Raw genomic sequence first — 25,496 nt, 5'->3', positions numbered from 1 at the left:
CCTTTTTTATATAGATAGTATTTATTATGGTAAAATCGCAAACGAGCGGACTGGAAAACCGCTTGCTTTTTCAGGCTTGGGACTAATATTGAAAATCACAGCTCCTTTTGCCGGCAATTGATCCAGATTCGTCAGCAGCTCTACTTGAAAAGTATCCTGTTCTAATACATAATACTCGCCGATTAAAGAACCATTTTTTCTCGCATCCACAGCAGCATCTGTATCAAACGTTTCATGACCCACTGCTTTAATCTGTCTTTCTTCAAATAAGAACTTCAGAGCATCGAGTCCCCATCCGGGTAAATGACTGTCTCCATTCTCATCCTTATTCTCAAACGCTTCTTTATCCGGCCAGCGCTTGCTCCAATCTGTCCGTAAAGCGACAAATGTTCCCGCTTCAATTTTCCCATGCACCTCTTCAAAAGCTAAAATGTCCTCCACCGTTAAAATATAATCATGGTTTTCTCTGACTGCTTCTGATTTATCAATCACAACGATTGGGAGGACAACTTCTTTTAAACCCAGCTCCTCTAAATAGCGCTGATCACGAACAAAATGAATAGGTGCATCAATATGCGTGCCATATTGTCCGGAAACACTGAACTGCTGTGCAAAAAAACCGTCATCATGCGTATATAATGTTTCAAACTCCGCATCTTTAAATGCGGCAAAATGCGGCGAACTTGGTCCGAATGTATGTGTTAAATCTACCCATGTTTTTGATTTTAGTGTTTTTAACGCATCTAAGATTTCATTTTCTTTGGTAACTGTCATGATAAGCCGCCTCCCAATATATTGTTTTACGCTTTTGTTTTGTAATCTGTAATATGATCCTGCAATGTTTCGTCTTCGCCAAATAAAAAGTGTTTATGCATATCTGGAGAATAAATTGAATTAATTGTTTCGATGCCGACAGCCTCCGCAACCGCACGCAGCATTGCCGGTGAAGCTCCACAGCATAAACCGATATAATTCACGCCGATGCTATGCGCTTGTTTCGCCCATTCTGCCAACTCATAACGATTATGATATAGCGGGTCCAGAGAAGTCGGGAAGGTTGTTTCCGTTGGTAAATGACAGCTGCATCCTCCATCCGGCAAGTTAAAGAAGGTCGGATTCTCTTCTGTTGTCCGGTATGGAATCGGCAATGCTCCAACGTGCCCGTCTACTTTGTCCCGAATCTTTTCTAAATATGGCTGCATCGTGTCCGGCCCGCGGAAACAATTCATCCCAACAACCAAGGCGCCGTTATCTTCTAAAATCTTACATGACTCTTCCACTGTGTAACCATCACGTAAAATGTTTTCACCCATTAATCCCAAGGTAATAACTGCCGGTAAATCATATTTTTTAATTTCCTCTAAAGCAATCAATGCTTCTTCATGGTAATAAAAAGTTTCTCCGTTAATATAGTCAACATCCTCATCCTTACACCATGACACCATTTCATTGAACATGGCTCTGACTTTATCCTTGGATTCCTGATCTTCCGGATTAAAAATATTGGTGTTCGATATATTTCCTGCAACCAGAGCTTCCTCTGTCGGATGTTCCTTTGCTACTTCCTTCGCTAACTTAATAGCGTTTCTATTTAGAGGCTCCAATAAGTCCTCTTTACCGATAATGCGCATTTTTTCACGATGTGCATTGTATGTAAAGGCAAGCACCACATCGGAACCTGCTTTCATGTAATCACGATAAACAGCCTTTAGCGTTTCCGGATTATCCAACGCTACCTCGGGTACAAAAGATCCCGCCTGCAAATAACCTCTGCGCTCCAGTTCAAATAAATATCCTTCCCCTGCAATAACTGTTCCTTGCTTTAATCGCTCTTCCAAACTTCTTTTCGCCATCGTTCCATTCCTCCTGTAAACTTTTATTTTTGGTTCGCCGCTGATAAGTCGATGTAGACACGAAAAAAACCTCTTCTTTCAGAAAGAAGAGGTTTTGAGTACGATATCAATGTCTCTTCTTATCTGCTAGCTAACGCTACTGGAATTGGCACAGTTCTTTTATAAGTCTGTTGCCGAGGCTTCGAAGGGCCAGTCCCTCCACCTCTCTGGATAAGAAAATGTATTGCTATTTATTTGTTGTAGATAACTATATATCTATTTGAATTCCATGTCAATAAGAAATTTTAAAAATATTTAAGCGTTTTTTGAACTGGTTTGAATTATCCTGATAAGCTTTTCATATATTAGAGAAATATATGTTCCACGCAGCGATAACTTCATATCTCCGATTTCATGTTTAATTTTAGTAAAAATAAGGTATATTCTTTTTATAAAGAAAAATTCATAAAATGTTCAAAAGGTGTAGACACACCTGAAAAATAAGCATATAATACAAATTAAATCTAAAAACGATTTGATAATATATTGAATTCATTTACCAATATTGGTATAATTAACTTTTTCCCTAAGGAAATTAAACTGCTTACTATATATATATTAAAATACGGAAGGGGGCGTAGATGTTGAATAGATATTTGATGATCGCTTTAATGATTATCATTTTACCAATGACACAACTATTCTCAGGTGTACATCACAGCTACGTTCTCACCGATCAAAATGTGCTAATTGATAATCACGCGTCACAGGATTTGGGCATTGGCGGAAATGATCAGTCAGATAAATCCTTTATAGCTAATCCAATATTAATTATTACACTGTTCTTATTAGGCAGTCCGTGCTTATTTACAACGGTTGTACGAATCATACGTACCAAACAGCTGCTGACGCCCGTTTTCTATCAATCGAATTTCGTGATTTAAGCCTCTTTTGATCTAAATTAAAAATCAAAAGAGGAGGCAAAAATTATGATGATTTTCAGATTAATTGTTATTGGATTCTTTTCACTGACTGCATTGTCCGTATTCACTTACCAAGGTATTGAAGTGTTTCATGCAGTTACTGATATATTTAGAGCAAAATCCTAAACTATAATAGCACCCTTCGTACAAGAATATTTTCTGCCCTATGATATAAAAAAGGCAGTCAATGAAATTTGCTCATTGACTGCCTTTTTTTCGTTTATCGTTTATTAAAAATTGCCGCCACGTACTTCTGTCACATCATAGACGGTTACAAATGAAGTCGAATCAACATCTTGAATCGTTTCTTTCATTTTACTTTCTTCCAGCCGGGTTATCACACATTTTATCTGTTTAAATTCCTTTTTCGAATAGCCGCCCTCCACATGTTGTAAAGTACAGCCTCTCCCCAGCCGTTCGCCAATTTCTTTCATCATTTCATCAGCACGCTCGGTAATAATATAAACTGCTTTTGTGCTGCTTAATCCTTCTTCAATGATATGAATGACTTTTGAAGCAATGTAATAAGCAATACCGGACATCAGCGCTCCTCTTAATCCAAATACGGTGGACACTACGATAAATACGAATAAATTAAGGAACAAGATTAAATCACTCGTTCCAAAAGGAAGCCTGCGTGATAATAATACAGCCAGCATGTCAATACCATCTAATGCGCCGCCATTACGAAGTGCCAGCCCCATACCAAATCCAATAATAATCCCGCCGACTACAGTAACCAGCAGGGTATCTCCTTCAATTTCAATAATCGTCGGGATATGATGCATCAGGCTTGTACTTATAGCCAGAGAAGCAATCCCAAGAATAGAGAGGATTGCAAAATTCTTACCGACTTGCTTATAACCTAAATAAATAAACGGAATATTTAAGATAGCGATCAAAAGCCCCAACGGAGCCCCTGTCCATTGTGATCCAACAATACTAAGACCTGTAACACCGCCATCGGAAACGCTATTCGGAATCAATACTGCCTCTAGTCCATATGCTGTAATAAATCCGCCAATGATAATAATTAATCCTCTTGCAAAAATCATTGCTTTTCGTGATGTTTTTGATTGTGCTTTGCTCATCGAACCCTTCCTTCTTTCTGTTGCATTCTTGCTGCAGTGTAAAACCAGCTATCCTGTTAATCTCCTGATGATATTTCTTCTCACGCTTAGATTTCCTTATTTCACATAAAATAACCTCATACAGATAGCTTTTTCCAATAATAATAATTATACGCTTCTCTATTTCAAACTCAACTGTTTCGTTGTTAATAAATGGATAAACTCGCAAAGCACAACGATTTGAAATTACATTTCTTTTTTAAAAACAAAGCTCACTTTTGAATAATCCATTTTTTCTTCATAGAATCGATGCGCACTGTGACGCTGCAAACCTGATGACAAGGCAACAGATTCAAATCGACGCTTTTTTGCCCATTGATGAATAAAATCTAAGAGCTGTTCACCATATCCTTTGGAACGGCTGTTTTCATCTGTTACCAAATCACAGATCCATACAAACCTGCCATAATATAATGTTGTCATCGGCTTAAAACCTGCCACAGCGACCATTCTTCCCCCTTCATACAAAGCAGCTAAATGATATCGTTCTACCTTTACCGCCTCTTTTACTAATTCTAAATAACTTGATTCGTCCAGATGTGTGCGCAGCTGACACATCACGTGATAAGCTTCCAGCCATTCTTTTTCTGTTGTTAATTCCTTTATTTCCATGGATACGCCCCTCCCCAATGAAGTAAATTCTGTTTATTCAATTGATAATTGCTGTTTCTCTATGTGAACACCTTTTTCATCGGTAAAAAGAATAATATCCGCCTTATCTTTAGATGAATGCATAAAATGGCTGTATTGTCTTCTTCTTTCCTGATGTGATTTTTGTATATTTTCCAGATTTCTATTCCGTTCCACGGTATCCCGGGTGGAGCGGCGAGCTAATTCAGTTTGTTCATCCGTATAAAGATAAATTTGCAAATCTAAATAATCAGTGTTCACAAACGCAATGCTCATCCCTTCAAAAATGGTAAGTTTTTTAGCTGGGTCGATTAGTTTACTCGGCAAATAATCTCTGTCAATCGTGCTCCATTTCATACCGGCAAGCGTCATTTGTATATCACGTTCCAACGCTTCTGTATAATGAGCCAAAGGATGGCAGGCCGTCATCTTTGCCGTATGGACTTCACTTTGAAAAGTATACGTAATTTTTGTGTCCCTTCTAAGCGCTGAATGGACGATATACGGATCCGTACATATCAAATTTGAATCCTGACAGAAAGCCTGCTTCAATTGGTCTGCAAATGTCGTCTTCCCGGCCCCTCCATGTCCTGTAATACCGATAATGATATGTTTTTCCTGCCTATTTATCCATTCTGCCAAATCTCGTATGATATTATCCATCGCTTCACCACTCCATCCTTCGCCTTTATTTTTAGTCATTTCATGCATCTCACAGCCAGACACAGCATCTAATTCATTTCCACAATACTGCTGATATCCTTCCATTCATATACAAGCAAATAAAGCACGTCACCAGTCATTTGAATATTCTTCTTTTCAATCATTTCTGCACCGAACTGTTCATAAAACAAACGGCTGTCATTTTCCGCCAGAACTTCAACTCGGACAGTATAGATAGACTGCTCTATAAAACATGTAAAGGCAGTTAATAATAGCATTTTCCCTATACCTTGCCCTTGCCAGCTTTCCAGCAAGTAAACGGCTGTAATTTCACCGATACGGGCTGAATCAGCTGATTCCTTTACCGCCATATTCAAGAATCCGCCAATCTGTTCATCCGTATCTACAGCTACAAATGTAGTGCTTTCATCAGCTTGAATTGTATTTTTCCAATTTTCTACTCTATCTTCCACTGATAATCGTTGTAAAACCGTATCTGCCATAATCCCCCGATAAGTTGTCTGCCAGCTCTCTACACTTACTTTACCAATTGCGCCTGCATCGGTAACACCCGCTTTTCTAATCAAAATCATCCTGCCCCTCCTTTAATCACTTTATCCATTACTTTTCACTTACCGTACAAAGTTAGAAACATTCTAAGCCAGACTCTAATTATAGCAAATATTTTTATTTTTCCGGAAATAAAATACATTTAAAGCAGTTGAAACCAAGGAATAGCTTTATACGTATATATTTATTAAAGAGGTGGTAAATTTGAGAACAGGTGAAGGCTGTATGAAATGCGGAAGCCGAAATGCAGATAAAAAGGATGTATCCATGACAGGTTCAGGTTTATCCAAGGTATTTGATGTGCAGCATAATCGGTTTACTGTTGTCTATTGTCAGGATTGCGGTTACTCCGAATTTTACAATACAGAAAGCTCTACGGCGAGCAATGTATTTGATTTATTTTTTGGAGGATAATTTACTCAGAAAACAAGATAAGATAATTAAATTTGATTTCTTTCTAAGTTTTTTTGCAGCAAAAAAGAAGCATGGTTCATTGAGCCATGTTTCTTTTTATGCAGAAACTCTTTATCTGCTGTTCTATAAAATATACTGTACTGACGAAAAACATCTCTTTACATTTACTAATCTCTTTTGATAGAATGATTCTCTGTATGTTTTTAAATACATTGTAAAGGAAGCCTATTTATTATGCATTTATCTAAAAAAGCTTTTGCAAAAAGATACTATATAGTTTTATTACTCTTGGCAATTTTATTGATTGCTGCCACATTACGTTCACCAATCACGTCTGTCGGACCGCTTATTCCGCTTTTCCGCGGAGAACTGGAAGCTTCCAATGCGATGATTGGGCTGGTAAACACGCTGCCATTGCTTGCTTTTGGCTTATTCTCTCCCTTTGTCCCAAGAATATCGAGCAAACTTGGAATGGAAATAACACTATTGATCGCGATGGTTTTCCTGTCCATCGGTGTATTCATTCGGGCAAATGGCGGAATGGAGCTGTTGCTTTTTGGCACAATTTTAACTGGAATGGCAATCGCAGTTGGGAATATCCTGATGCCTGGGTTGATTAAGTCTACTTTTCCTTATCGAATGGGGCTGATGACAGGAATTTATTCTGTTTCGATGAATGCATTCGGAGCACTTGCCTCTGGCATTTCCGTACCGATTGCTTCCATATCAGGATTCGACTGGCGACATGCGATGCAAATTTGGAGCCTCCTATCCGCAGCCGCTGTTATCGTCTTATTACTGCGGATGCCTGCCAGACGCTCATCTGGCAAAAAAGTGTTTGTCGACGTCAAAAGTCAGCCATCTAAAGCTATCTTCAAATCAAAGATTGCCTGGGCAGTTACCTTTTTCATGGGACTGCAATCGCTGATACCATACAGTTTATTTACATGGCTCCCGGATATTTTTATTACCAAAGGGTTTGACGAAAGCGAAGCCGGATGGTTAATTGCTATATATCAAATCGGACTGATCCCAACAACATTTATTGCACCAATTATTGCCGGTAGGATGCAGAATCAGCGGCTGCTCGGCTGCAGTGCCGGGTTATTATTTTTCTTTGGTTTGTTAGGAACGCTTTTCACTTCATCCCATTTGATTATTGTCTTTCTTGTATTAACAGGTGTTGGGGCCGGAACGGCGTTCAGCTTAGCCATGATGTTCTTTGTCCTGCGCACTAATTCTGCTATGGAATCTGCGCAGTTATCCGGAATGGCCCAATCTGTTGGATATATTGTCGCTTCTACAGGACCACTTTTCCTTGGAACCATTGCTGACAAAACGGGAGGCTGGACGGTGCCGTTTATCATTTTAATGACTGCGGCCTTGATTATTGCTTTTCTCGGGACCATTGCAGGGAAGGATGAAAAAATTTCCTTTGAATCGAATAAAGACACGGCAACAGAATAATTTATTGAGCTATTTAAAGAGACGCTTCCTCCACCTATTGAGGCAGCGTCTCTTTTTCTTACCACCATGAATTTTTTATCCAGTATTTCCATTAAAGAAATTAGCCAGGAAGAAAGTCAACACCCTGACAACCTTGAGTCCTTACAAAAAACGGGTTATCTGAATAACGACATTCAGATAACCCGTTTTTCTCATTCCTCAATTAATATAACGATAATCCATCAGCTGATTCAGCATCTCAATTTCTTCCTGCAGCTTAGCTCCGATATTCGTTTCTCGAACCTTCTTCCGCTCCAGCTCTTTGTCTACGACCCGGCGGACAGATAAAACATCCGCTCCATTTAAGACAACATCCTCTTTTGAATTAAAATGCTGGTGGGCGACGAGCTGCATTCCAAATGAATTATACAATAAGGTATAGCCGGCAATCCCCGTGGTAGATTGATAGGCTTTGGAAAATCCGCCGTCGATGACAATCATTTTCCCGTCTGCTTTGATTGGGTTCTCCCCATCAATTTCCTTTACCGGTGTATGTCCATTAATAATATGTCCTTGTTCCGGATCCAAATCAAATTCTTCCAGTACTTTCTGGCACATCTCCACATTTTCACGCAAATAATAATAAGGATTTTTTTCCTCTTTATGAGATGCCTTATCGGAAATAAAATAACGTTCAAACGTTGTCATCGCCCGTTTTCCGAAGAGAGAAGAATATTCTCCTGTCCATAAATACCAAACCATATCTGTCGCCAAATCATCCGTTGTCTCTTTATCTGCAAAAGAATGACGCAAATAGGTTTCAAATTTATCCAGCAGCTCTCTTCCTTTATATGCTTTCCCTTCAATCACCATCGGTTCCATATCCCCATTTACATCGACAGGCATACAGCCATGAATCAACAGATTGCCATTATATTTGAGATATAGATTCCCCCTTTTCATTAAGAAATTCATATGTCTTTTCAGCTTCTCTGATTGTTGTACAGAGAGCAGCAGCTTGTCGATGATTTCTTCCTCTTCCGGCAATAGCTTGGCAGGGTCAGCAGGATCCACAGTAGCAAAACATGTATTTTCCAGCGGATACGTTTTTCCGTAAATCGTGATTTCCTGCTTCTCGTAATCCGTTTTCTCCAATACAAGTCTTTCTTCCATATTGAAAAAAGGCCGGCGTTTAATAATCGGACTTTCCAATTTAAATTGGATCATAGCAATCGCCTGATGAATCTTGGTAATCTGCAGTCTTTCCTGATCCGAGTTGTCCTGATCTGGATTTTTCTTCGGACGAAATGCCGGATTGTCATCATAATATCTTTCCGCTAACGTAAGTAACGGCCGCAAGTTAATGCCATAAGCATCTTCTATGATATCGAGGTTATCGTAGCGGGCACAAATCCGGATAATATTGGCCAGACATACTTTGGAACCAGCATACGCTCCAATCCACAAAACATCATGATTGCCCCATTGTATATCTACCGAATGATGGTCAATCAGTGTATCCATAATTTTATCCGGTTCCGGCCCACGGTCATAAATGTCTCCAACCACATGCAGGTGATCAACAACCAGACGCTGGGTTGTATACGATAAGCCGATAATCAGCTTTTCAGCCTGGCCAAGCGAGATGATTTTTTCAATAATTTTTTCATAATAAGGTCTCTTATTTGTATATTCATCTGTCTTATATAATAGCTCTTCCACAATAAAAACAAACTGTTCCGGCAGCGCCTTACGCAGCTTGGAACGCGTATATTTAGAGGACGCATAGGCAATCAGGTGAATCATATGCTGAATTTTTTCTGCATACCATTCTTCCAATGCCTGCTTCGAATTGAATTGATGCCTAATGAGCTTCAGCTTATCTTCTGGATAATAGACAAGCGCTGCAAAATCATTGATATCTTCCTCTGATAAGGTATCTTTGAAAATATCATTTATCTTCTCTCTTACCTTCCCGGAACCATTCCGTAAAACATGCTGGAAGGCTTGGTACTCCCCGTGTAAATCACTTACAAAATGCTCTGTTCCCTTCGGCAGATCCATAATCGATTCTAAATTGATAAGCTCGGTAACTACCTTTTCTTCCCTATCAAATTTCTCCGCTAATAAATCAAGATATTTTGTATCCACCCTCAGAATCTCCCTTCAAATTATGCCACATTATTTTTAAATAGTATAACACTTTTATATTAGTATTGCAGTAGTCATACGTTACTGCAATACATTTCCCCTAAAAAAAGATAGCTCTAAATTGCTTTGGAGACATATCCACATTTTTCCTAAATGTTGTTATAAAATGAGAAGCACTATTAAAACCACATTCCGCTGCAATTTCTTCGATTGATAAATCGGTATGATGCAGCAGCTTTTTCGCATGGTTCACCCGATAGTTAATCAAATATTGAATCGGCGAGCTGTCCATTGATTTTTTGAATACTCTTGAAAAATAATATGGACTTAAGTATACATGGCTCGCAATGTCCTCCAGCTTGATATCCTTTTGAAAAGCGTCCTCCATATAAGCAATCGCCTGTTTTATTTTATGTTCCATCTGCTGATCGGATGGATTAGAATACTGATTCAGCTCATATAAAATCTGTTGAATATAAATCGAGGCGAGATGCTCCTCCACATTATCTTCTTCCGTCATTTTTATAATTCTCTCCATCAAATTCAGCAAAATATGCTGCTCATAAAGCTTATACACACAGCCATTTTTTGCATAGAGCAGTTCAAAGTATGCTTTGCTAGCATTTCCAGCAAAATGGAACCAATCAAATACCGTTTTATTTTCAATGGCTCTGTACATATGCGGTTGGTGACAATCTAAAAACACAAAGGAATTGCTCTGGACAACAAAAGAGCGGCCGTCATACTGGATTGCCAGTTTCCCCTCTTTGACATAAATGAACAGGAAGCTGTCCAGTGTTTCTCTTCTAATTTGATAATTTGTATTGCAATAAAACCTGCCAGAGTTGATGACATAATAAAGTGCTTTTTTTGCAAATTCATTGGTCATTGCAAAATACATTTTCGATGGCTCTACGGTTCCTTTATCTTCAATTTGCATATGCATATCTCCTTAGGTTCAGCCAACTTAATACAGCCCGCAGCTGTTTGGAAAACTATTTTATAAAAATTATACCAAATAGACTGCTAAAATACCAAAGAGCAAGATTCCTAAATTTTAAAGCAATATTAACTAATGACTTGTCTAAAAATCTATAATAGTATTCTAGTTAGAAACAGAGTTAATAAAAACTTAACAAAAAGTTACCTAGGAGGTATTTAATATGGATGTAAGAATTGGATTAGTCGGCGCAGGATGGATGGGTAAAGCTCACAGTAACTCATTTGTAAACGCTTTAATGGCTTTCGGCTCTGAATATGGAAAGCCTGTATTTGAAGTTGTATCGGACGTAAGCGTGGAAGCAGCACAGGCAGCCTGCAATCAGCTTGGGTTCTCAAGATATACAACCGACTGGCAGGATATTGTCACAGATGAAAATGTTGATATAGTTGATATTGCAACACCTAATGCTTTTCACTACGACATTGCTAAAGCTGCTTTAGAGAATGGAAAACATACTTATTGTGAAAAACCATTAACACTGACAGCAGAACAATCGGTTGAACTAGCAGAGCTTGCCAAAGAAAAAGGCGTTGTTAACTATGTCGGCTATAATAACGTGATGAATCCTGCCAACGCTTATGTTAAAGAGCTTGTAGAAGCAGGAAAACTAGGCAAGATTGTTAAATTCACTGGAACATATGACCAGGATGGTTTATTAGATGAATCGCTCCCAATCACCTGGAGACATATCAATAAATTCTCCGGTTCCGGTGCTTTAGGAGATCTTGGCTCTCACTTACTAAGTATATCTCAATATATTTTAGGAGATATGGAAAGTGTCAATGCGATATCCCAAACCGTTATTAAAGAACGCCCGGCTCAAGCCGGTTCGGAGGAATTACAAGAAGTAGAAAATGAAGATGTTATCTCTTTCTTAACCAATTATGAAAATGGTGCAATTGGAACGATTTCTTCCAGCAGAATTGCTTCCGGCCGTAAAAATCATTTAGCTTATGAAATTCAGGGTACAAAAGGGTCTGTTCACTATACGCTGGAAAGAATGAATGAAGTGAATGTTTACTTCACTTCTGATAATGAGGCAGACCGCGGCTTTCGCACCGTCTTATTAAATCCGGAGCACAAAGGGTACAGCGCATTCCACCCAGCTGCTGGAATCTCCATCAATTACAATGACATGAAAATATTAGAAGCGCATGAATTATTATCTGCTGTAACGAAAAACACACCGTACACATGTGATTTTGAATTTGGGGCGAAAATCGATCAAACCGTAAGCGCTATTTTAAAATCAGCAGAACAGAGAAATTGGGTTCAAGTAAAAAATACAGTTCAAGTATAAAATGAAACTACATTCAGTGGGAGTTCTATTTACTCTCGCTGAATAACAGTTGAACCAATCGGATCCGTTACATTGCGATAACAATATATGTCAGGAGGAGTTACGTATGAATATTAAATTAGGTTCCGCACCAGATTCATGGGGAGTTTGGTTTCCGGAAAATAATAAACAAACACCGTGGGAGCGCTGTTTAGACGAAATGGCTGATGCTGGATACAGCGGTCTGGAGCTTGGCCCATGGGGCTATCTGCCAAATGAGTACAGCAAATTAAAAGCAGAATTGGACAAGCGTCAATTAGACTTAGTAGCAACCACGCTGGTTGGCGATTTAACATCTGAAACGAGTACGGATGAACTGATCCAGCAGCTGGACAAGATGAGCGAGCTGCAATTGAAATTTCCAACAGCAGAATATGTTGTGCTAATCGATGATTGCTATACGGATTTATTTACCGGAGAGCTCGTCCGCTCACCAGAATTAAATGATGAAGAATGGAAGCAGTTCGTCAACAATGTAGATAAAATTAAAGATCATGCAAAAAGAAAATATGACTTAGAGGTTGTTTTCCACCCGCATGCGCAAAGCCATATCGAAACAGAAGAACAAATTGAAAGATTGCTGCAGGACAGTGATGTGAATCTTTGCTTAGATACAGGACATCATGCTTATACAGACGGGGATGCAGTTGCATTTATGCGCAAGCATCATAAGCGTATTCCATATCTGCACATTAAAAGCTGTGATTTGAAAATAAGAGAAAAAATGCAAAAGGAAAACTGGTCCTTTGCCAAAGCAGTCAGTGAGGATATTATGTGTGAGCCCGAAAAAGGGGTAGTTGATTTTGAAGCATTTATCGATGTCTTGAAGGATATTGATTTTGATGGATGGGCAGTTGTTGAGCAGGATATGTACCCTGCCCCATTTGATAAACCTTATCCAATTGCGAAAAGAACGTATGATTATGTAGACGGACTGATTAAGAAAAAGGCAGTGACTAAATAGAGAGAAGTCATTCTCAGGAAAAAGAGATATCATGAAGAATTACTTCATGGTATCTCTCATTTAATAGCTATTATGGTATTAAAAATGGGAGGAAATAAAATGAGTAAACCAAAAAATAATAACCGCTATATTCTTACCGTTGTGCCGATTATCGCATTAGCAGGATTTTTATTTGGATATGATACAGCAGTTATTTCCGGGGCAGAGCAATCCGTACAAAAATACTTGATCGAGCCGCTGGGTTTAGGTTCCTTCACACATGGTTTTACAGTATCCAGTGCTTTGATTGGCTGTGTGATTGGCGGATTCATTTCTGGATTTCTAGCAAATAAGATTGGCAGAAAAAAGACCTTAATCTTAGCAGCAATACTATTTTCTGTATCCGCTTTCACCAGTGCGTATCCGGAAATTCTGTTTTTCACAAAGGATGACCCGACACTCGGCCTATTATTCATGTTTAACGTCTATCGGGTTATCGGGGGAATCGGTGTTGGAATCGGATCCGCCATTGCGCCAGTTTACATCAGTGAATTAACACCAAAACAGAGCCGCGGTAAATATGTAGCATTGTACACCCTATCCATCGGAATTGGTGCTCTGATTGTTTATATTGTTAACTTAAATATTGCTTCTGGTCAATCACTTGCTTGGATTGATGACCTTGGCTGGAGATATATGTTTGCTTCGGAGTTAGTACCTGCCCTGCTCTTTTTCGTATTATTATTATCCGTACCAGAAACACCAAGATATCTGGCACTGAAGCAGGAATACGATAAAGCAGCCATTGTATTAGAGAAAGTAAATGGATCAAAAGAAAAAGCACAGGCTATATTAGCAGATATCAAAGAATCCGTCCGCTTTGAATCCGCTAAAAAAATCAGCATCTTTACGTACGGCAAACTTGTCTTGTTTGTTGGAATTATGGTTGCTATCTTTCAGCAGCTGATTGGAATCAATGTTATTCTCTATTATGCACCGCGTATTTTTGCAGAGCTCGGAGCAGAACAATCCGCCTCGATGCTGCAAACGGTAATTGTAGGTATTGTGAACGTAGTCTTTATGGCAACAGCGATTCTTCTAGTAGACAGTATAGGACGAAAACCGATGCTCATCGGCGGTTCCATACTTTGTGCCTTTAACTTATTTATGGTTGCTATCCTGGCATACTTTGAAGTCTTTGGCATTTCAACATTGATCTTTATGCTGTTGTATGTAGCCAGCTTCCAATTAACCTGGGGCACGGTCACATGGATTGTTGTATCCGAGATATTCCCGAACCGTATTCGCGGACAAGCTGTATCTATCGCAACTGCATTACACTGGATTGCCAACTTAACGATTTCTTCCACGTTCCCGCCAATCCATGATGTATTAGGCGGAATGACATTCTCGATTTACGGTGTATTGAGTGTGCTTGCAGTTATCTTCATTTGGAAGTATGTTCCTGAGACGAAAGGAAAAACATTGGAAGAGTTAGAGCAGATTTGGGAAGATAATAGCACTGATAAAAAGGCAGTATTGTAATTAATCCAAACATGAAAGAAAGCAAACACCTCTAACAAAGGCGTTTGCTTTCTAAATCAATTATCTAGCCAATACAAGCGGAGAAAAGACAACATAAGATGCTACTACAATCAGTAAGATTAAAATACCAACCCATCTAACATGTTTCCAAGGCGTGATATCCACTTTGTTTTGATATTTGTCGAATTGGAATCCTTCTTGAGACGGTTTCTTTACGCTATAGAAATATAGAATAGCTAAATCTAACAAGAAGAGGACGCTCCAAACATATAGATAATGGATATCCGGAATAACTACTTTAGACAATGCGTACACAACAATATGGAAAATCAATGTAACCTTTGCACCTGTAGCTGATGTCTTTTTAGAGTAAAAACCAACTAAAATAATAGCTAATAACGGCATACTATAAAGACCATTAAATTCTTGAATGACTGCATATAACCCTTGTGGAAATAGAGAAATCAACGGTGCAATCAAAACAACGATAACACCAATAACAATAGTCAAAACTCTTCCTGCTTTCGCAATTTGACGGTTTGTAGCCTGCTTATTAATGACCGGTTTATAGAAGTCTAAACTGAATAAAGTAACAGTAGCGCTTAGTGCTCCAACAAAAGAGCTGATAATTGCTCCAAATATTACTGCTCCAAATAGGCCGGCAGCCCAATCAGGCAGCACCTCTGCTAGTAATGCAGGGTAAGCAAGATCCATTTGCATGCCTTCACCAAACATATTGTAGGCGATAACCCCAGGGATTACTAAGAAAAACATACCTGATATTTTAAAGAATCCAACAAACATAGCACCTTTTTGCGCTTCTTTTAAGTTTTTCGCGGCCAGTGCTTTTTGAACAATCATTTGGTTTGTACACCAAAAATATAAGTTATTAAAGAGCATTCCTAAGAATAATGTCGGCCAAGGTACAATGGGCGAGTCCAATGCTCCCCAAGCATTCAGTTTTTCAGGGGAATTGGTTAAAAATCGGTCTAAACCAGTAAAGAAGCTGTTCTCGCCTAACGCGATAAACCCTAAAACCGTAATCGTCATACCGCCAAGCAATAGGCCAATGCCATATAGTGAATCACTATGCGCTATCAGGGAAAGTCCCCCGACGAATAAATAAGTAACACCAACTAAACCAATAACTGTCGAGATAATAATGACAGCTGTTATTCTGCTGATACCCAAGTGTTGCTCAATTCCGAATAGATCATTGAAAATCAACGCTCCAGAATATAAAACAACAGGCATAAAGCTGATAACATAGGTGAATATAAAGAGAACGGATACAATCCTTTTTGTAAATGTATCATAGCGGATTTCAATAAAATCAGAAATGGTATTTACACCATATTTAAAATATTTTGGTAAAAACACCCATGCTAGCATAACAATAGCAACGGAAGCAGTTACTTCCCAAGCCATTACTTCCATACCGGCTACATAGGCTTGACCGTTTTGCCCTACTAATTGCTCTGTTGATAGGTTGGTCATAATAATCGTCATGCCAACAGTTGTTCCGACAAGAGAACGCCCGCCTAAAAAGTAACCCTCTGAATCTTTGTTATCGATACTTCTTGTCCGATAAAAAGCATAAAGATAGATCAAAAGCAGTACAACAACAAAACTGATAATACTAAATAAATTCAATTTATTCTCCCCCTAAAATGATGTGCATTGTCCTTTAATATTGAATATCCACTAATTTATTTTCATCAAATGATTCTTGGCATGCTAACGCTACCTCTGTTCCTCTTAAACCATCAATAGCAGTTATTTCAGGCTGTTGATTTTCTCGAATGCAGCGGACAAAGTCCTTCAATTCATTTACATAAGCTTCCGCAAATCGTTCAGGAAAATGCTGAGAGGAAGGGCGGACTGCGCCATGCTCGTTAAATACGGCTACTTTATTTTTTTCAGGAGATGCAGCAATTCGCAGCATGCCTTTGGTTCCAATAATTTCTGTTTCTACATGGTAACCATGGGAAGCTGTACGTCCAGCAACCAGCAAAGCGGTTACATCGTTGTCCAATTTCATGGTAACTGTTCCTAACTCCAATTCATTCAGCTCATTCAATTCCGGCGCAGCTTTATTCGTTCCTGTTGCCCAAACAGTTGAAATTTCGGATTTGGTCAGCCATCTGATCACATCAATATCATGGACGCTCATATCCAGGAACAGCCCGCCGCTTGGACTCTTCTTAGCAAAGTTGACAAAGCTGTCTAACCCTTGAATCGGATCAATACTATAGGAACGAATTAACGAAATATCTCCAATTTGTCCGCTATCTATCATTTCTTTCGCATATAGATAATCTTCATCAAATCTTCTCATAAATCCTAAGTGAAAAATGCGGTCACTTTTCTCAATTTCATCTATCGTTTGCTTGATATCTTCTACTTCTAAACCAATTGGCTTTTCACAAAAAATATGCAAATTCTTCTTCAATGCTAAACGAATATGCTCTGTATGGAATCCAGAAGGTGTAACAATACAAACAGCATCTAGCTCCGTTTGTTCCAGCATTTCCTCATAATTTGTGTAAACATTTGGGACTTTATATTTTTCCTTTACCTGTTTATTTACTTCCTCATCTAAATTAGAAACCGCTGTCAATTCGACTCCTTTTAGATTATAGATATTTTCTGCATGAATCAGGCCAAGTCTTCCTAATCCTGCAACACCAATTTTAAGCGTTTTCATTTAAAATTCTCCTTTGTTAAACTTATAGATATGTTCACTTACGTTGTTACTATGTTATATACTATTATAAAAATTAATATTTAGTCAAGTTTCTATCAATTTATGATTAATTTATTGTTATCTTTTGTAATCAATTTGACTAGTATCTGCATGTCTAAATTCACTGGACACCTCTTTTTTTATAAAAAAATCCTGTAATGGCATATACCAATTACAGGATAATCTTTTTCTATGATTTATTTTTTAAATGAAGCTCTGCTAATTCCTGCGCCATATCACAAATCATTTGAGCATTTGTCACATGATCCATCGCATGAATGACATAAATATTGATATCTGTCTGCTGCTCACGGCTGTTCAGTTGCAAAAGCTCCGTCTGTTTTTTATGAGCAGCTATCAAATGCTGTTTAGCATCAGCGATGCCTGCTTCATATCCTTGCACATCTTGTTCTTTTGCAAGACCTAATGCCTGATAGGCTAACGTTTTCGCTTGAGAAGCTTCTGTAATCAAAGGCATAAATACTTCTATATCGATTGCCATTGTTACGCCTCTCTTATCTGTTCAAAAATGCTGTAAACATTCATGTTGTTATAGTCTTTCACTGAAATTTTAGCCACTTTTGCATTTGTTGAAGCTTCGTAATTCTCAGCGCTATGATGAATTTGGGGCCCTAATAATACAACATCTATATCATGCTCTTTCACGTAATCCAAGCCTTCTTCCAGACTTTTAGACTGAATATCAATATCCTGTCCTTTTTCTTGCGCAAGGTCATTTAATTTTTTTACTAATAAACTGGTTGTTATCCCTGCTTCACATACTACAATCACTTTTTCCATCCGTTACACCTCTTTTTTAGTTATATTCGTCACACTGATTCGTGCAATTAAAATATGGAAATAGAAATTTCTTGATGATTGTGCACCCTTTCACAGTGTGAAGTTTTATTTTATATTAAAGAGTTTACCCTAAGAATACAATTTTTCTGCATACAATCATTTTTTATAGAGGCTTTTACAAAATCATTTGGGATAAATTACGTCATATTGATTTTGTTCACTATGTGTTAAATATGCTTTCGGAGGTTCCTGGTCCGTTATTAAATAATCAATGTCATCAAAATTACAATAGGTAGTCAATGCATACTTATCAAATTTTGTATGGTCTACAAGAATAAATACTTGCTCACTTTTTTGGATTACTTTTGCCTTTACTTGTGTTTCTAAAGGAGAAGAGTTCGTTATTCCTTTATCCAGTGAAAGTCCTGTCGAAGCCATAAAAGCTTTATTAAAATTATACTTTTGAATAACCTCTGCGCTTTCTGTTCCGACGTAAGATCTTGTAGAACGCTCGAAAACACCGCCGGTTGAATAAATGTTCAAATTTGGATAAGCACTGGCATCCAATGTGAAATCGAGATTGTTGGTGACAATAGTAATATTTTTATACTTAATAAAATCCAGCAATTCTACGGTAGTAGTTCCCGAATCAATAAATATAATATCACCATCCTCAATAAATTCCGCTGCTAATTTTGCAAGCTTTTGTTTTTCATGGAATTGCTTAACTTTCCGGTCTTGATACGGAACGGTCAGCGGCTTTGAAATAGACACCCCGCCGTAAACCTTCACCAATTGTTCTTCATCTACAAGCTCCTGAATGTCCCGTCGGATTGTATTTTTAGAAACACCAAATCGATCTACAAGTTCATCAAGTGATACAGATTCTTTTTCTTTCACATACTCAAGTATTGCAGTTACCCGCTGCGCTTTCATCATATAGCATTCTCCTTCTAAGAATTTATTACTGCCGGCCTTACTCCACCGTCCCCCGAATCACTAATCTCGGAGCTAATACGATTCGCTGCTTCACTTTTTCCGTTCCGTTTATTTCCTCTACTAGAAGCTGAACAATTTTTTCAGCCATCTCCTCCGTCGGCTGTGCAACAGTTGTCAACTGCGGGTAGCACATCTGAGCCAGAATAGAATTATCAAAACCAACAATAGATACATCATCAGGAATCTTAAGACCTGCTTCCCGAACTCCTTGCATGGCACCAATTGCCAAAGGTTCTGTAGAAGCAAAGATTGCCGTTGGCGCCTCTTTCATGTTTACCAGCTTCTCAGCTGACTGCGAAGCATCCATAAAGCTGGAATTATCTATTGAAATAAGTGATTTGCTCACTTCCATTTGCTCATCCTCCAACGCCTGCTTATACCCATCTACCCTTGCCTTTACAGATGAAAAATACATGTCCTCTGTTATCATCGCAATCCGCTGATGACCTCTTTTTATTAAATAAGAGGTTGCTTCATAAGCTCCTAAATAATCATTTACTAAAACTGTATTCAAAGGCAGCGAAGGAACTTCCCGGGATAAAAGTGCAATAGGAATATTACTGTTTTTCAACTCCTGTAATGCCTTCGCATTTTTCAAGCCGGTCGCAATAATAATACCGTCTACATATTTTTTGCGAAGAATAGCAATATACTCTTTTTCTTTATCAAGATTATTATCTGTACTGCAAACAATTAAACTGAACCCATATTTGCGTCCATTATCTTCAATTTTCCTGGCAATTTCTGCAGAAAAAGGATCAGCGATAGATGGAATTAATAATCCAATTGTTTGCAGTCTTTTCTGCAATGCAGGTGCAGCAATTGGCTGATAACTTAGCTTCTGCATACTTGCCTCCACTTTTTTCTTCGTTTTATCTGCAATACTGCCCGTACCATTCATTACTTTAGAAACGGTGGAAATAGAAACTCCAGCCTCTTTAGCTACATCATAAATTGTCGGTCGCTTCTTTTTCAAGAACATTTCCCTACTTTCTTATCATGTATCGTTTTCTTATCATAGTAACTTTAATTCTACAGTAAACAACTTGTAGATGCCATAGAAGCAGAACGGTTCTTGTTTCACTATTCTTTAAAATTATTAGAAAACTTGGTGTCACCAAGCCTTTAGGTGACAACCTTAGTTACACTTATGCAGTAAGAAAGTTTATGCTTTCTTACCTGCTAAAAAAGCTTGATATAGTTGTAAACTACACCAAGCTTTTTATCCGTTCTTTTTTTACCTATACTGCTTTGTTCTGCTGCGAGTTCGCCTGTTTATCTTCCCAATACTTTTCAATTTCTTCTAATGTTTTCCCTTTCGTTTCAGGGACAAGCTTTAGAACAAACAATAGTGCGAGTACACACATAACGCCATAGAATGTATAAGCAAATCCTGCCCCAAATTCTAATAAAGAAGGGAAGGTAGAAGATATTAATAAATTCGAACCCCAGTTTGCTACAACGGTGATTGCCATAATCTGGCCTCTTACCTTATTAGGGAACAGCTCTGAGGCTAATACCCACATCAACGGACCAAATGATAGATTATAGAATGCCACAAAAATCAAGATAAAGATAAGTGCACCAATCCCCATTTGATCAAGATAGGCCAGCGCAGCAACACCAAACATTCCTACAGCCATACCAATAGAGCCTACAATCATTAACAATCTTCTTCCGACTCTGTCAACTAACAGCATTGCAATTAATACAAAGATAAAATTAACGATTCCGATGATCACCGTTTGAAACATCGAGCCATCTGAACTCGCACCCATTTCCGCAAAAATTCTTGGAGCATAATATAAAATAACATTGATGCCTACAAATTGTTGAAAGGCAGCTAATAAAATACCAACAATCACAACTAATTTTCCATAAGAAAACACTCGAACATTTTTTACATCAACGGTTTGTTTGATTTCTTGATAAATTGCGTTTGCCTTTTCCTTCGAGTTATTCACTTTTTCAAGTATTGTCAGTGCTTCCTGATCTTTATTTTTAGAGATTAAATACCTTGGTGTTTCCGGAACAAGGAATAACAAACCAAAGAATAACAGGGCTGGAATTGCTTCTGAAGCAAACATATATCTCCAGCCTATATCATGAATCCAGCTTAATTCCTGCCCTGCCGCGATTCTCCAGTTAACAAAATACACAAAAGACATCCCGAATATAATTGCTAAGTTATTTAATGTTACCAATTTCCCTCTAATATTCGCTGGGGAAGTCTCACTAATATATAAAGGCCCCAGACCTGAAGCTAACCCTACTCCTATCCCTCCAATAATACGATAAAAATTAAACATAATGAAAAGTCCCATTGTCTGATTATCTTTTGTGAAAAATAAAAATTCTGGATAAGCCGATAACAGAGCAGAAACAAAGAATAATACAGCAGCCACTAACAGGGAATTTTTTCGTCCAATTCTGTTAGAAAGAAATCCGCTGATCAACCCTCCGATAATACAACCAATCAGTGCACTGGAAACAGTTAATCCATGTGCGAATGTCCCTAAGCCGAGACTCTCCATAAAATACACTTGCAAGGATTGCTCTGCTCCAGAAATAACAGCGGTGTCATAACCAAACAATAATCCTCCTAAAGCGGCAATCAATGTTAATGTAACAATATATCTTGTATTTTTCTTCATGTACTTACCCCTCTTCCCCTTTTTAAATACCTTCCCGGAAAGCGTTGTCATTCATTTGAAGGAAACAGCGCCTCAGAAGCGCTGAAACCTTAGTATTTCTCCCATTCTTTCAACTGCTTTAATGACGCACGATAATATGCTGTAATAACACCTAAGTAGTCCCCTTCTTTCACAGGAGTAAAAGGATTAGGTCCGGCAGCTGTCATTTCCATAATCACAGGACCTGTATAACCGATTTCTCCTAAAACAGCTACCTGTTCTTTTAAATTTGCATGTCCATTACCAATAGCTTGTCTATTGGAGTCAGCAATATGATAAACGCCCAAATTTTCTCCAGCATCCTTCAATGCTTGAACAGGTGAGCTTTCTTCAATATTCATATGATAAGCATCTAATAAAATAGTAAGGTATTTGCTTTGAATCTCATCTATTAATTTTTTTGCTTCTTTGGACGTGACTATTTGATGGTTTTCATAACGATTAAGCACCTCATAAACAATAGGCATTTTGAGTTCTTCTGCTTTTTCCACTATTTGCTTTGTACTTTTCACAAGCAATTCCCAGTCTTTATCCGAGTTACCTGATCCTGTTATTTTCCCAACTTCACCATGAAGGCAAATCCTATCTGCTCCCAGCTCTTTTGCCCAGGTTAATAATTTCAGAAAGTAATTAACAGCATCCACTCTGACCTTTTCATCAATACTTGAAATATCAACATTATCCGGGGTCACAGATAAAGCCTTTAAGTTGTATTCTTTCAGTAATTCTTTTATTTCCGCAGGGTCATCCTCTAAGTTTCCTTGCACTTCAACACCATCTACACCAATCTCTTTCGCAAGCTTTACCTTTTTCTGTGTATCTACATCTCCAAACGTCCATAAGCATAGCCCATATTCTCTCATTACATTACTTCCTCCTTTAACTGTAATGAAATAACATCTTCTACTTTTACAGGGAGACCTGTTTTCACAGACTCAATACTTGCCAGTGCCAAATACAATGCCCATTCTGCATCTTCAATAGATACTTTTGGGATTACTTCTTCATTTTGTACCGCTTTCACAAAATGCTTTAATTCATCAACATATGCATCAAATAAAAGATCCTGATCATACCTGGTAGTTTGGTAGCTTGCTCCAGCTGTATTAAATTTTTGCATGCTGGATGTTTTGATATCTCCTAACGTAATCATTCCTTCCGAACCAAATACTTCCGCACGTACATCGTATCCATATTTAGCCTGAAAGCTGGCATCCGCTACCGCAATACATCCATTATCAAACGTTATCGTCACCACAGAAGTATCCAATAATCCGTTTTCCTTCAAATCCGGCCGGATAAGCGCATCTGCTTTCGCATATACCTCTACCGGTTTCGCTCCTGGATTTAAGTACATCAACGTATCAAAATCATGAATCAATGTTTCTAAAAATATCGTCCATTCCGGTTTCTTTTCTGGACCAGAAAGCTCTGGATCTCTCGTATTTGAACGAAGCAGCTGTACGTCCCCTAGCTGTCCATCAACAATTTCTTGATGCGCTTGTTCAAAACCCTTTTCAAAACGACGATTAAAACCAACTTGGACCGGTACAGGATTTTTCTTTGCAGCTTTTTTGATCGCTTTCATCTCTTCTATCGAAACTGCCATTGGCTTTTCACAGAAAACGGGCTTTCCATGTTCAATCGCTTGAATAACATTTTCCGAATGTGTTCTTGCTGGAGAAACTATCACAATGGCGTCTACTTCAGAATCTTGAATTAAATCTAAAGGATTTGTATAAATTTTAGCTTCTTCTCCAATATGTTGTAATACGTTTTCAGCAGATTGTGGAAATGGGTCTGCAATCGCATACAATTTCGCCCCAGGAATACGCTGCGCAATTGTTTGGCCATGAAACGCCCCCATTCTTCCAGCACCTATCAATCCTATATTTAATGTTTTCATAAAAATTCATCCCCTCTTTAGGAAAGTGTTTTCCTTATGACGATGATTATAAACAGGCTTTCGATTCATGTCAATATTAATTTATATAAAATAAACCAGAAACACATGCAAACACTATAGGAAAACACTTTCCAAAAACTTGTTTCTTTATTATTATCAAAAGACTCGTATTAGCTCTTCTAATGACCAAAAAGAAGACAAACCAAAGTCTATCTTTCTATTTCAGTATGTCATTTTTGTTCTAATAAATTTCATAAACACAATCTAATGCTCTTCTGCAGAGCAAAACTCTCAATAAACATTAACTTACCCATCCTTCCAAAAGAAAACGCATCCAAAAATACCGCCACATCAACAAAACAACAAAATGCTCAAATAAATTATAAACTCTTGGTTATTTCTTGTTAACTTTTTGGATTCATTGTGTTATACTCGATGTAAGAAAAGAGGTGATCAACATCAAATCGAAGCGTATCGCTGCATTACAAGAATATATTACGCTCAAGCAAAGAGCTTCTTATGATGAACTCGTTGATAAATTTGCAGTTTCTAAAAATACTATCCGTAATGATGTGCAAGAGTTATGTAAGACTGGTGACATTGTTAAGGTTCATGGCGGAGCAGCTGTTAATCAGCCTGCTGAAGAAAAACAGCCAAACAAAGATATCACCAAGCCTTTAACCTCCTTCACTTACCGGCAGACAAAGAATCTGCCAAATAAACAAAGGATTGCGGAACAGGCTGCCCACTTTATTCAAGATGGGGACATTATTTTTATAGATACGGGAACAACCGTATTAGAGCTCATTGAATATATTCAGGACAAACAAATCACGATTGTAACGAATAATATTGATTTCATCCTGAGAACGATGCCTTATGAAAACCTTACTGTTTATAGTCTGGGAGGCGCGCTTAACCGCAGAACGCAGTCGTTTACAACGATTCAGGCACAGGAAATTCTAAAGAATTATAATATTAACAAAGCATTTTTAGCTGCTACTGCGATTTCTATCAAAAATGGCGTAACGAGCTCTATTCCTGTGGAAAGCGAATTGAAATCTTATCTAGCGGAACAAATCGAGCAGAAGCTGTTGTTAGTTGATCATCAAAAATTCGATAAAGTCGCTTTAACTACTTATTGCAATCTGAACCAGCTGGATTATCTGATTACAGACCAGCGCCCTGGTCAAGCGTATATCGACTATTGTAAGAATTATAATGTCGAGCTTGTTATTGCAAATCAAAATGAAGGAGTGTAGAGATGCCCCTAATTAAAGTTGATTTAATCAAAGGTCGAGAACCGGAGGAAATCAAACAAATTTTGGATGTGGCGCATCAGGTTGTTTTGGAAGCGTTTCATGTCCCTGAAGGTGATCGTTACCAGGTTGTAACACAGCATGAACCCTACGAAATGATTATGAAGGACACCGGGCTCGGCTTTGAGAGAAGTGATAACGTCATCCTTTTTACCGTCATCAGTACACAGCGGACGGACAAGATGAAGAAAGACTTTTATCAGCTTCTGACAGAAAGGTTAGAGCAGTACTGTCAGATCGATCCAAAGGATGTCATGATTACCTTTGTCACGAATGGCGCCGGAGAATGGAGCTTTGGATTTGGCAAGGCACAATTTTTAACCGGTGACCTCTAGCATTTTTCAAATAAGTTATCTATTTTCTCTAATTTTTTAGAGAATAAA

The 25,496-nt window shown here is 38.2% G+C and carries 25 protein-coding genes and 1 riboswitch; of the genes, 8 read left to right on the top strand and 17 right to left on the bottom strand.

The window, feature by feature from the left end; translation table 11 throughout:
* Window positions 1-24: 24 nt before the first annotated feature.
* Both MKX55_RS03845 and MKX55_RS03840 read right to left on the bottom strand, forming a co-directional pair.
* Window positions 25-774 (bottom strand): cyclase family protein, encoded by a 750-nt coding sequence (locus MKX55_RS03845; RefSeq protein WP_339236194.1) that lies wholly within the window; start codon window positions 772-774, stop codon window positions 25-27.
* A 26-nt stretch (window positions 775-800) separates the two neighbouring features.
* Window positions 801-1,853 (bottom strand): homocysteine S-methyltransferase family protein, encoded by a 1,053-nt coding sequence (locus MKX55_RS03840; RefSeq protein WP_339182546.1) that lies wholly within the window; start codon window positions 1,851-1,853, stop codon window positions 801-803.
* Window positions 1,854-1,969: 116 nt separating this feature from the next.
* Window positions 1,970-2,070, bottom strand: a riboswitch (SAM riboswitch).
* 403 nt (window positions 2,071-2,473) lie between these two features.
* Between MKX55_RS03840 and MKX55_RS03835 the strand changes: the two genes are divergently transcribed.
* Window positions 2,474-2,776 carry a hypothetical protein gene (locus MKX55_RS03835; protein WP_339182544.1) on the top strand — a complete coding sequence of 101 codons (303 nt, stop codon included), beginning with the start codon at window positions 2,474-2,476 and terminating at the stop codon, window positions 2,774-2,776.
* Window positions 2,777-3,045: 269 nt separating this feature from the next.
* On the opposite strand, the gene MKX55_RS03830 is transcribed toward MKX55_RS03835, so the two are convergent.
* From MKX55_RS03830 to MKX55_RS03815, 4 genes are all read right to left on the bottom strand, one after another.
* Window positions 3,046-3,906 carry a YitT family protein gene (locus MKX55_RS03830; protein ID WP_339182542.1) on the bottom strand — a complete coding sequence of 287 codons (861 nt, stop codon included), beginning with the start codon at window positions 3,904-3,906 and terminating at the stop codon, window positions 3,046-3,048.
* 225 nt (window positions 3,907-4,131) lie between these two features.
* A complete protein-coding gene (locus MKX55_RS03825) occupies window positions 4,132-4,557 on the bottom strand; it encodes a GNAT family N-acetyltransferase (protein WP_339236191.1) in 426 nt (141 codons plus the stop codon).
* Between the two features lie 33 nt (window positions 4,558-4,590).
* Window positions 4,591-5,238 (bottom strand): AAA family ATPase, encoded by a 648-nt coding sequence (locus MKX55_RS03820; RefSeq protein WP_339238412.1) that lies wholly within the window; start codon window positions 5,236-5,238, stop codon window positions 4,591-4,593.
* A 68-nt stretch (window positions 5,239-5,306) separates the two neighbouring features.
* Window positions 5,307-5,831, bottom strand: a complete 525-nt coding sequence (locus tag MKX55_RS03815) for a GNAT family N-acetyltransferase (RefSeq protein WP_339236188.1) — start codon at window positions 5,829-5,831, stop codon at window positions 5,307-5,309.
* A 181-nt stretch (window positions 5,832-6,012) separates the two neighbouring features.
* Here MKX55_RS03815 and MKX55_RS03810 point away from each other — a divergent pair, with 181 nt between their 5' ends.
* Both MKX55_RS03810 and MKX55_RS03805 read left to right on the top strand, forming a co-directional pair.
* Window positions 6,013-6,222 (top strand): zinc ribbon domain-containing protein, encoded by a 210-nt coding sequence (locus MKX55_RS03810; protein WP_084612911.1) that lies wholly within the window; start codon window positions 6,013-6,015, stop codon window positions 6,220-6,222.
* Window positions 6,223-6,456: 234 nt separating this feature from the next.
* Window positions 6,457-7,689: an MFS transporter gene (locus MKX55_RS03805; RefSeq protein ID WP_339182535.1), complete on the top strand. Its 1,233-nt coding sequence runs from the start codon at window positions 6,457-6,459 to the stop codon at window positions 7,687-7,689.
* Between the two features lie 198 nt (window positions 7,690-7,887).
* Here the strand turns inward: MKX55_RS03805 and MKX55_RS03800 are convergent, their stop codons facing one another.
* Together MKX55_RS03800 and MKX55_RS03795 are read right to left on the bottom strand one after the other, a co-directional pair.
* Window positions 7,888-9,819: a fructose-1,6-bisphosphatase gene (locus MKX55_RS03800; protein ID WP_339236185.1), complete on the bottom strand. Its 1,932-nt coding sequence runs from the start codon at window positions 9,817-9,819 to the stop codon at window positions 7,888-7,890.
* Window positions 9,820-9,919: 100 nt separating this feature from the next.
* A complete protein-coding gene (locus MKX55_RS03795) occupies window positions 9,920-10,759 on the bottom strand; it encodes an AraC family transcriptional regulator (protein ID WP_339236183.1) in 840 nt (279 codons plus the stop codon).
* Between the two features lie 223 nt (window positions 10,760-10,982).
* Here MKX55_RS03795 and MKX55_RS03790 point away from each other — a divergent pair, with 223 nt between their 5' ends.
* The 3 genes from MKX55_RS03790 to MKX55_RS03780 all read left to right on the top strand — a co-directional run bounded on the left by MKX55_RS03790 (window position 10,983) and on the right by MKX55_RS03780 (window position 14,649).
* Window positions 10,983-12,122, top strand: a complete 1,140-nt coding sequence (locus tag MKX55_RS03790; RefSeq protein ID WP_339182532.1) for a Gfo/Idh/MocA family oxidoreductase — start codon at window positions 10,983-10,985, stop codon at window positions 12,120-12,122.
* A 106-nt stretch (window positions 12,123-12,228) separates the two neighbouring features.
* Window positions 12,229-13,125: a sugar phosphate isomerase/epimerase gene (locus tag MKX55_RS03785; RefSeq protein ID WP_339236181.1), complete on the top strand. Its 897-nt coding sequence runs from the start codon at window positions 12,229-12,231 to the stop codon at window positions 13,123-13,125.
* 99 nt (window positions 13,126-13,224) lie between these two features.
* The gene (locus MKX55_RS03780; RefSeq protein WP_339236179.1) at window positions 13,225-14,649 is read left to right on the top strand and encodes a sugar porter family MFS transporter; all 1,425 of its coding nucleotides are present in this window, start codon (window positions 13,225-13,227) and stop codon (window positions 14,647-14,649) included.
* 60 nt (window positions 14,650-14,709) lie between these two features.
* Here the strand turns inward: MKX55_RS03780 and MKX55_RS03775 are convergent, their stop codons facing one another.
* The 9 genes from MKX55_RS03775 to MKX55_RS03735 form a co-directional block, all read right to left on the bottom strand.
* Window positions 14,710-16,302, bottom strand: coding sequence for a solute:sodium symporter family transporter (locus MKX55_RS03775; protein ID WP_339182528.1), 1,593 nt, complete (start codon window positions 16,300-16,302; stop codon window positions 14,710-14,712).
* A gap of 34 nt (window positions 16,303-16,336) precedes the next feature.
* Window positions 16,337-17,356 carry a Gfo/Idh/MocA family oxidoreductase gene (locus tag MKX55_RS03770; RefSeq protein ID WP_339236177.1) on the bottom strand — a complete coding sequence of 340 codons (1,020 nt, stop codon included), beginning with the start codon at window positions 17,354-17,356 and terminating at the stop codon, window positions 16,337-16,339.
* 229 nt (window positions 17,357-17,585) lie between these two features.
* Complete coding sequence (locus MKX55_RS03765; RefSeq protein WP_339236174.1) at window positions 17,586-17,897, bottom strand: PTS lactose/cellobiose transporter subunit IIA; 312 nt, start codon at window positions 17,895-17,897, stop codon at window positions 17,586-17,588.
* A 2-nt stretch (window positions 17,898-17,899) separates the two neighbouring features.
* A complete protein-coding gene (locus MKX55_RS03760) occupies window positions 17,900-18,196 on the bottom strand; it encodes a PTS sugar transporter subunit IIB (RefSeq protein WP_339182522.1) in 297 nt (98 codons plus the stop codon).
* Window positions 18,197-18,379: 183 nt separating this feature from the next.
* Window positions 18,380-19,135, bottom strand: coding sequence for a DeoR/GlpR family DNA-binding transcription regulator (locus MKX55_RS03755; RefSeq protein WP_339236172.1), 756 nt, complete (start codon window positions 19,133-19,135; stop codon window positions 18,380-18,382).
* 37 nt (window positions 19,136-19,172) lie between these two features.
* Entirely contained in the window at window positions 19,173-20,171 is a 999-nt protein-coding gene (locus MKX55_RS03750; protein WP_339236170.1) for a LacI family DNA-binding transcriptional regulator, read from the bottom strand.
* A gap of 265 nt (window positions 20,172-20,436) precedes the next feature.
* Window positions 20,437-21,849 carry a D-xylose transporter XylE gene (gene xylE / locus MKX55_RS03745; RefSeq protein ID WP_339236168.1) on the bottom strand — a complete coding sequence of 471 codons (1,413 nt, stop codon included), beginning with the start codon at window positions 21,847-21,849 and terminating at the stop codon, window positions 20,437-20,439.
* A gap of 89 nt (window positions 21,850-21,938) precedes the next feature.
* A complete protein-coding gene (locus MKX55_RS03740) occupies window positions 21,939-22,751 on the bottom strand; it encodes a sugar phosphate isomerase/epimerase family protein (protein WP_339236165.1) in 813 nt (270 codons plus the stop codon).
* On the bottom strand, window positions 22,751-23,794 hold the full coding sequence (locus tag MKX55_RS03735; RefSeq protein ID WP_339236163.1) for a Gfo/Idh/MocA family oxidoreductase: 1,044 nt from the start codon (window positions 23,792-23,794) through the stop codon (window positions 22,751-22,753). Before MKX55_RS03735 ends, MKX55_RS03740 begins: the two co-directional genes overlap by 1 nt.
* Window positions 23,795-24,243: 449 nt before the next feature.
* On the opposite strand from MKX55_RS03735, the gene MKX55_RS03730 reads away from it, so the two are divergent.
* Both MKX55_RS03730 and MKX55_RS03725 read left to right on the top strand, forming a co-directional pair.
* Window positions 24,244-25,056: a DeoR/GlpR family DNA-binding transcription regulator gene (locus tag MKX55_RS03730; RefSeq protein WP_339236161.1), complete on the top strand. Its 813-nt coding sequence runs from the start codon at window positions 24,244-24,246 to the stop codon at window positions 25,054-25,056.
* 2 nt (window positions 25,057-25,058) lie between these two features.
* On the top strand, window positions 25,059-25,448 hold the full coding sequence (locus MKX55_RS03725) for a tautomerase family protein (RefSeq protein ID WP_339236159.1): 390 nt from the start codon (window positions 25,059-25,061) through the stop codon (window positions 25,446-25,448).
* Window positions 25,449-25,496: the final 48 nt, after the last annotated feature.

Origin of the sequence: Oceanobacillus sp. FSL W7-1281, from assembly GCF_037969835.1 — a bacterium.
GTDB classification, from domain to species: domain Bacteria; phylum Bacillota; class Bacilli; order Bacillales; family Amphibacillaceae; genus Oceanobacillus; species Oceanobacillus oncorhynchi.
This window is presented reverse-complemented; position numbering and strand designations above follow the sequence as displayed.

What these genes read in the sequence shown, in the direction of transcription:
- MKX55_RS03840 (WP_339182546.1), bottom strand. Translation starts at nt 1,853, where the DNA reads ATGGCGAAAAGAAGTTTGGAAGAGCGATTAAAGCAAGGAACAGTTATT.
- MKX55_RS03825 (WP_339236191.1), bottom strand. Translation starts at nt 4,557, where the DNA reads ATGGAAATAAAGGAATTAACAACAGAAAAAGAATGGCTGGAAGCTTAT.
- MKX55_RS03725 (WP_339236159.1), top strand. Translation starts at nt 25,059, where the DNA reads ATGCCCCTAATTAAAGTTGATTTAATCAAAGGTCGAGAACCGGAGGAA.
- MKX55_RS03755 (WP_339236172.1), bottom strand. Translation starts at nt 19,135, where the DNA reads ATGATGAAAGCGCAGCGGGTAACTGCAATACTTGAGTATGTGAAAGAA.
- MKX55_RS03765 (WP_339236174.1), bottom strand. Translation starts at nt 17,897, where the DNA reads ATGGCAATCGATATAGAAGTATTTATGCCTTTGATTACAGAAGCTTCT.
- xylE (WP_339236168.1), bottom strand. Translation starts at nt 21,849, where the DNA reads ATGAAGAAAAATACAAGATATATTGTTACATTAACATTGATTGCCGCT.
- MKX55_RS03805 (WP_339182535.1), top strand. Translation starts at nt 6,457, where the DNA reads ATGCATTTATCTAAAAAAGCTTTTGCAAAAAGATACTATATAGTTTTA.
- MKX55_RS03790 (WP_339182532.1), top strand. Translation starts at nt 10,983, where the DNA reads ATGGATGTAAGAATTGGATTAGTCGGCGCAGGATGGATGGGTAAAGCT.
- MKX55_RS03815 (WP_339236188.1), bottom strand. Translation starts at nt 5,831, where the DNA reads ATGATTTTGATTAGAAAAGCGGGTGTTACCGATGCAGGCGCAATTGGT.
- MKX55_RS03835 (WP_339182544.1), top strand. Translation starts at nt 2,474, where the DNA reads ATGTTGAATAGATATTTGATGATCGCTTTAATGATTATCATTTTACCA.
- MKX55_RS03740 (WP_339236165.1), bottom strand. Translation starts at nt 22,751, where the DNA reads ATGAGAGAATATGGGCTATGCTTATGGACGTTTGGAGATGTAGATACA.
- MKX55_RS03845 (WP_339236194.1), bottom strand. Translation starts at nt 774, where the DNA reads ATGACAGTTACCAAAGAAAATGAAATCTTAGATGCGTTAAAAACACTA.
- MKX55_RS03780 (WP_339236179.1), top strand. Translation starts at nt 13,225, where the DNA reads ATGAGTAAACCAAAAAATAATAACCGCTATATTCTTACCGTTGTGCCG.
- MKX55_RS03785 (WP_339236181.1), top strand. Translation starts at nt 12,229, where the DNA reads ATGAATATTAAATTAGGTTCCGCACCAGATTCATGGGGAGTTTGGTTT.
- MKX55_RS03770 (WP_339236177.1), bottom strand. Translation starts at nt 17,356, where the DNA reads ATGAAAACGCTTAAAATTGGTGTTGCAGGATTAGGAAGACTTGGCCTG.
- MKX55_RS03830 (WP_339182542.1), bottom strand. Translation starts at nt 3,906, where the DNA reads ATGAGCAAAGCACAATCAAAAACATCACGAAAAGCAATGATTTTTGCA.
- MKX55_RS03820 (WP_339238412.1), bottom strand. Translation starts at nt 5,238, where the DNA reads ATGGATAATATCATACGAGATTTGGCAGAATGGATAAATAGGCAGGAA.
- MKX55_RS03760 (WP_339182522.1), bottom strand. Translation starts at nt 18,196, where the DNA reads ATGGAAAAAGTGATTGTAGTATGTGAAGCAGGGATAACAACCAGTTTA.
- MKX55_RS03735 (WP_339236163.1), bottom strand. Translation starts at nt 23,794, where the DNA reads ATGAAAACATTAAATATAGGATTGATAGGTGCTGGAAGAATGGGGGCG.
- MKX55_RS03795 (WP_339236183.1), bottom strand. Translation starts at nt 10,759, where the DNA reads ATGCAAATTGAAGATAAAGGAACCGTAGAGCCATCGAAAATGTATTTT.